General features: G+C 73.5%; 7 protein-coding genes. 6 read left to right on the plus strand and 1 reads right to left on the minus strand.

Features of this window, described 5'->3' with window-relative positions:
- Window positions 1-169 precede the first annotated feature (169 nt).
- Window positions 170-337 (plus strand): DUF3117 domain-containing protein, encoded by a 168-nt coding sequence (locus AB0424_RS24410; RefSeq protein ID WP_017239934.1) that lies wholly within the window; start codon window positions 170-172, stop codon window positions 335-337.
- Window positions 338-575: 238 nt separating this feature from the next.
- Here the strand turns inward: AB0424_RS24410 and AB0424_RS24415 are convergent, their stop codons facing one another.
- Complete coding sequence (locus AB0424_RS24415) at window positions 576-1,241, minus strand: O-methyltransferase (RefSeq protein WP_366308645.1); 666 nt, start codon at window positions 1,239-1,241, stop codon at window positions 576-578.
- A gap of 141 nt (window positions 1,242-1,382) precedes the next feature.
- Here AB0424_RS24415 and sigE point away from each other — a divergent pair, with 141 nt between their 5' ends.
- From sigE to AB0424_RS24440, 5 genes are all read left to right on the plus strand, one after another.
- Window positions 1,383-2,141 carry an RNA polymerase sigma factor SigE gene (gene sigE / locus AB0424_RS24420; protein WP_366308646.1) on the plus strand — a complete coding sequence of 253 codons (759 nt, stop codon included), beginning with the start codon at window positions 1,383-1,385 and terminating at the stop codon, window positions 2,139-2,141.
- Window positions 2,138-3,070 (plus strand): anti-sigma factor, encoded by a 933-nt coding sequence (locus AB0424_RS24425; protein WP_366308647.1) that lies wholly within the window; start codon window positions 2,138-2,140, stop codon window positions 3,068-3,070. Before sigE ends, AB0424_RS24425 begins: the two co-directional genes overlap by 4 nt.
- 76 nt (window positions 3,071-3,146) lie before the next feature.
- On the plus strand, window positions 3,147-4,931 hold the full coding sequence (locus AB0424_RS24430) for a trypsin-like peptidase domain-containing protein (protein WP_366308648.1): 1,785 nt from the start codon (window positions 3,147-3,149) through the stop codon (window positions 4,929-4,931).
- 91 nt (window positions 4,932-5,022) lie between these two features.
- Window positions 5,023-5,481, plus strand: a complete 459-nt coding sequence (locus AB0424_RS24435) for a sec-independent translocase (protein ID WP_366308649.1) — start codon at window positions 5,023-5,025, stop codon at window positions 5,479-5,481.
- Window positions 5,482-5,555: 74 nt separating this feature from the next.
- Window positions 5,556-6,182: a hypothetical protein gene (locus tag AB0424_RS24440; RefSeq protein ID WP_366308650.1), complete on the plus strand. Its 627-nt coding sequence runs from the start codon at window positions 5,556-5,558 to the stop codon at window positions 6,180-6,182.
- The last annotated feature ends 94 nt before the right edge of the window (window positions 6,183-6,276 follow it).

Genomic DNA, 6,276 nt, shown 5'->3' on the forward strand with positions numbered 1-6,276 from the left:
TGTGGTTTTGAGAGAGCGCGTTGCGGAAGCGATGCAGATCGATGTTGGTCATCGGGTCCTGTGATGCGGGATAATGACCTGGAAGCAATGTGTTCGAAGCCGGTGACGCGTGCTCCATGCAAGGAGCTGCCCGGCTGACGATGAGCTGGTTTCAGGAAGGGGAACAAGCATGGCGGCCATGAAGCCGCGGACGGGTGACGGCCCGCTCGAGGTGACCAAGGAGGGGCGGGGCATCGTCATGCGCGTACCGCTCGAAGGCGGCGGTCGGCTTGTCGTCGAGCTGACCCCGGGCGAGGCCGAGGCGCTGGGCGACGCCCTGAAGAAGGTCGTCGGCTGACCTTCTCTCCACGAATCCCCATCCGCTGCCCCGGTACGGTCCGCCGTGCCGGGGCAGCGGTGCGTCCGGAGCCGGGACGGCGTGCGGCGGATGCGTCTAGCGCCGTGAGGAGGGCGGGTGGCGCGTCCGGTACCGCGAGGACGGTGGTCCGTGCGTCCGGCGCCGTGGGACGGGCCGGCGGGGCGTCCCGGGGCCTCGGAGACGGGCGGAGGGCGAGGGGCCGGGGCCCGGGCGGGCGTCAGCCGCGCCGGACCGCGCAGAGCAGTCCGTCGCCGACCGGCAGCAGGGAGGCCACCAGGTCCTGGCTCTCCCGGACGGCCCGCAGCAGCTCGCGGACCCGCTGGACCTCGGCGGGCTGGGCGCCGGAGTCGACCGTGCGGCCGTCCGCGAAGACCCCCTCGAAGCAGACGAGACCCCCAGGTCGCAGCAGGCGCAACGATTCAGCGAGGTAGTCCAGGTACTCCAGCCGGTCGCCGTCGCAGAACACGAGGTCGTACCCGCCGTCCGCGAGCCGCGGCAGCACGTCCAGGGCGCGGCCCGGGATGAACCGGGCCCGGTTGCCGGCGAATCCCGCCGCGCGGAAGGCCGTCTTGGCGAGCTGCTGGCGCTCCGGCTGGAGGTCCACCGTCGTCAGGACCCCGTCCGGCCGCATCCCCAGCAGCAGGTAGATGCCCGACACGCCCGTGCCGGTGCCGATCTCCGCCACCGCCTTGGCGTCCGCCGTCGCCGCGAGCAGACGCAGCGCGCCACCGGTGCCCGGGGACACCGAGGGCAGCCCTGCCTCCCGGGCCCGCTCACGGGCCCAGCGCAGAGCCTCGTCCTCGGCGACGAAGGCGTCGGCGAACGACCAGCTCGTCTGCCGGTTGGCGGTAATGGCCCTCTCCTGTCCCCGTAGTTGACGCAACGGTGACTGTATCCGCTGTCAGCGGGAACCTGCTGATGGGACCGTGCGTTCACCAGGGGAGAGACGCGGCGGAGGCAGCCGGGCGAGCCGGTTCCAAATTCGCGTAAAGATTCTTATCCGGAGCTAACGGGCGGGGTGGCTATGGTAGGGGCTCCACTGGACACCACCAGAGCCGACAGGGGAGGTGCGGCTGCGCCTGGGGATCGGGGAGGAGTGCTTCGGCGTCTTCTCAGGTCGGCGGGTGAGCCGAAATCCGTGACCGACACCGCTGACCGTTTCCGCACCACCGACTCCGCTCCCACCACCGCGACCTTCGCATCGGATGCGGAATCGCAGGCGTGGACCCCTCCCACCTGGGAGGAGATCGTCAGCACGCACAGTGGCCGCGTCTACCGCCTGGCCTACCGCCTCACGGGCAACCAGCACGACGCCGAGGACCTGACGCAGGAGGTCTTCGTCCGCGTCTTCCGCTCGCTGTCGACGTACACGCCGGGCACCTTCGAGGGCTGGCTCCACCGCATCACCACCAACCTCTTCCTCGACATGGTCCGCCGCAAGCAGCGCATCCGCTTCGACGCGCTCGCCGACGACGCCGCCGAGCGGCTCCCCAGCCGGGAGCCCTCGCCCCAGCAGGTCTTCAACGACACCCACTTCGACGCCGACGTCCAGCAGGCGCTGGACACCCTCGCGCCCGAGTTCCGTGCCGCCGTCGTCCTCTGCGACATCGAAGGACTGTCGTACGAGGAGATCGCCGCCACCCTCGGCGTGAAGCTCGGCACCGTCCGCAGCCGGATCCACCGCGGGCGCTCCCACCTGCGCAAGGCCCTCAAGCACCGCTCGCCCGAGGCCCGGGCGGAGCGTGCGCTGGCCACCGTCGGATGGGAGGCAGGGACAGCGTGAGCGGCACCCGCCCCACCTCGCCGACCCCCGCCGAGCACCACCTGGGGGACCGGCTGGCCGCGCTCGTCGACGGCGAACTCGGTCACGACGCCCGCGAGCGGGTCCTCGCCCACCTCGCGACCTGCGCCCGCTGCAAGGCGGAGGCCGACGCACAGCGCACCCTGAAGAGCGTCTTCGCCTCCGCGGCGCCGCCACCGCCCTCGGAGGGGTTCCTCGCCCGGCTCCAGGGCCTCCCCGGCGGACCCGGCGACCCCTCGGGCGGCGGCCCCGGCATGCCCGGAGGTCCGCTCGAAGAGCTCCTCGGCGGCCGGGGAGTGAAGACCGACGGCTTCGCCACCGCCGCGGTCGTCACCCCGCACCCGGGCACCGGCTTCCGCATCCACGACGTCGGCGACCGCTCCTCCGGGGGCTCCGGCCGGGGCAGGCGCTTCGCCTTCGCGGCGGCCAGCGCGGTCTCGTTCGCGGCGATCGCCCTCGGCGGCACCCTGCCGATCGAGGCGTCGGTGAACGCGAGCGCGCGCGGCGGCCAGGGCACCGGCACCGCGGTCACCCCGCTGCGCTCCACCACCAGCGGCGGCGCGGGCGGCGGCTACGGCACGACCACCTCGCGCGGCACGCGGTCCGGCGAGCGCTACGGCGCCCAGTCCGTGGCCGCCGAACCCCTGACCCCGCTCACCCCGGCGACCCTGCCGCACGGGCCCGTGGCGGCGCCCCCGGGCACGGTCCCGTCCGGCGCCGTGCCCCCCGACGCGGTGCGTTCCGCGGCCACACCGCTGGTGGCCATGGGGTTCCGGGCTCCGGCGACGCAGTCGTTCCTCGCCCTCTCGCCGTTCGTGCGACCGACCGCGCCGGCCCTGCGGCTCGCCTTCGGCCCGGGCCCCAGCCCGGCGGCGAGTCCGACGACCGGACCTCTCGGCTCCCCCCGCTGACCCGCGACCTGGTTGAATCCAGGGACAGGGGCGCCCGACCCAGGGGCGCGGACGGGTCAGCGGTTGCGGGGAGAGCATGAACAACGGGAAGCCGAACTGGTGGAGCCGGCCGTCGACGAGCACACCGGAAGCGGCACGGATACCCACGCCGCCGTCGGAGGACGGCGACGGTGACTTCCCCCTGCCCGCGCCCCGGCCGTCCGAGGCGCCGGGCCCGGCCGACGGCGCTCCGGCCGACCTGACGGAGACGGACCAGGACTCCGGGTTCCGGCTGACGGAACCTCAGCCGCTGACCTCGGAGCCCCTGGCGGCCGAGCCGGCGACCGGCCCGGCCGTCGAGCTGACGAAGTCCGCGCCCGCCGCACAGCCCCCGGCCGACGGGACGCCCCCGGAGGCCCTCGTGCACGCCGAGGCGGCGCCCGCGGACCCCGCGCCCCCGGCGCAGCCGCTGCACACGCCCGACGAGTACCGCACGCCGCCCTACGGCGAGCCCGGTCCGTGGGCGCCCGCGCCGCCCGTGCAGCGCCCGCCGGCCGCCGTACCGCCGCAGCACGGCGGGCCCGTGCCCGCCGCGGCGCCGATGGGCGGGCCGCACGCCCACCCGCAGGCGCCTCCGCAGCCCCAGCCGCACCCGCAGGGGCCGCCCGTGCCGCCCGGGGCGCAGGGATCGCCCTGGACGCAGTACGACCCCTGGGGCGCCGGCGGGCCCGGCTTCGCGTTCGAGCAGGCGCCCCGGAAGAAGTCCCGGAAGGGTCTCGCCATCGCGGGCGCGCTGGTGTTCGCCCTGATCACCGGTGTCATCGGCGGCGGGATCGGCGCCTACGTCGAGCGCAACGGCGGCCTCACCACCGTCGAGCTGCCGCAGGCCGAGGCCGGTGACACCGACCGCGCCCCCGAGAGCGTCGCGGGGATCGCCGCCAGCGCCCTGCCCGGCGTGGTCACCCTGCACGTCCGAGGCAGCGGCTCCTCCGGCACCGGCACCGGCTTCGTGCTGGACACCAAGGGCCACATCCTCACCAACAACCACGTCGTCGACGGCGCCGCGTCCTCCGAGGACATCACGGTCACCTTCTCCAGCGGCGAGAGCGCCCGCGCCAAGCTCGTCGGCAAGGACACCGGTTACGACCTGGCCGTCGTCCAGGTCACCGGCGTCTCCGGCCTCAAGCCGCTGCCGCTCGGCAACTCCGACAACGTCCGGGTCGGCGACCCCGTCGTCGCCATCGGCGCCCCCTTCGACCTCTCCAACACCGTGACCTCCGGGATCATCAGCGCCAAGGAGCGCCCGATCACCGCCGGCGGCGAGAAGGGCGACGGCAGCGACATCAGCTACGTCGACGCGCTCCAGACCGACGCCCCCATCAACCCCGGCAACTCCGGTGGTCCGCTCCTCGACTCCAAGGCCCGCGTCATCGGCATCAACAGCGCGATCCGCGCCGCCGGCGGCTCCGGCGGCGAGGGCGACGGCGGCAGCGCCGCCCAGCCCGGCTCCATCGGCCTGGGCTTCGCCATCCCGATCAACCAGGGCAAGCGCGTCGCCGAGGAGCTCATCAACACCGGCAAGGCGACCCACCCCGTCATCGGCGTCAGCCTGGACATGCAGTTCAACGGGGACGGCGCGCGGGTCGGCGAGAAGGGCAAGGACGGCTCCGCGTCCGTCACCCCCGGCGGCCCGGCCGCCAAGGCGGGGCTCCGTCCGGGCGACGTCATCACCAAGGTCGACGGCCAGCGGGTGCACAACGGCGAGGAGCTGATCGTGAAGATCCGCGCCCACCGTCCCGGCGACAAGCTGGAGCTCACGCTCACCCGCAACGGCAAAGAGCTGACAAAGACCCTGACCCTCGGCTCCTCCCAGGGCACCTGAGAGACATGTGACGGACGCCGCAAGGTACCCGTCCGGCAGTTTCGGCGGGTACCGTGGACCGGGCCCTGGACCGGCGTGAAGGAGCTACTAGGTGTTCAGCGACATAGGCGCACTCGAGCTGGTGGCCCTCGTGGTGCTCGCCGTGCTCGTCTTCGGGCCGGACAAGCTCCCCAAGGTGATCCAGGACGTCTCGCGCTTCATCCGGAAGGTCCGTGAGTTCTCCGACAGCGCGAAGGAGGACATCCGCAGCGAGCTGGGCCCGGAGTTCAAGGACTTCGAGTTCGAGGACCTCAACCCCAAGACGTTCCTCCGCAAGCAGATGGATCAGAACGAGGACCTCCGGGAGCTCAAGGAGCTGCGCGGCAGCTTCGACCTCAAGAAGGAGATGAACGACGTCGCCGACGCGGTCCACGGCCGTGCCGCCGCACCCGCCGCGGTGAACGGATCCGCGGTCAACGGCTCCCCGGCCAACGGCACTCCGGACCTGCTGAAGAAGCAGGACAAGCCGGACACCGGCGAGCGTCCTCCGTACGACTCCGACGCGACCTGACGACGGGCTGTCACCGACCCGACGCGTCGCGGTGGCTATCCTCCCTCTGTTGACGGAACGAGGAGGCGGCCGAGATGGAGACCACGAGTCGGGCGGAGAGCGTGCCCACGGCCCGGCGGACCGCCGAGGGCTACCTGGGCGCACCCTTCGCCTGGTACGGCCTCGACGAGGCGTTCACCGGGCCGCGCTGGCTGATGCAGGTCGGCACGGCGGCGGACGGCAGCGTGCAGCACGGATCGACCGGGCACGGTGACACGCCGTCGATAAAGTCGGACGCGAGCGGCGTGGAGAAGGAGCGCTTCGCCGTCGTCGTGACGGTGGCGGCGAGCCCGGTGCGGCGCACCGGCGACGGCACCGGGGTCCTGGACGCCACCACGGTCTCCTCCGCGGCCTGGCTGGCCGGCTCCGGACTGCTCGTCCACACCTGGCCCGCCTCGCTCGACCACGCGACGCGCGACAACTGGCTGGACCAGCAGACCGAGACGGCCTTCGAGCTCGCGGACGACCTCGACGGGCCCCCCTGGTCGACGCTGTCGCTGCCCGTGGACGGCGTGCCCGTGCCGTTCCACTACCGCGAGACCGAGTTCGGCTGGGTCCTCGCCGGATCGGCGCACGGGGTCCACATCGGGGCGTACGGGCGGGGGATGAGCGCCTACGGGCTCGGCTTCTCCCAGATCGCCGACCTGGACGCCTACGCGTGAGCACATGACGGAGGGGCGGCCCGCGGCCGCCGGGGGGCCCCCCGGCGGGGCGCGGGGAGGAAGAGGGGGGGGGCGGGGGGGCCCGGGGCAAGCG

The sequence above is a fragment of the Streptomyces sp. NPDC051180 genome, from assembly GCF_040689545.1.
In the GTDB taxonomy this organism is placed as follows: domain Bacteria; phylum Actinomycetota; class Actinomycetes; order Streptomycetales; family Streptomycetaceae; genus Streptomyces.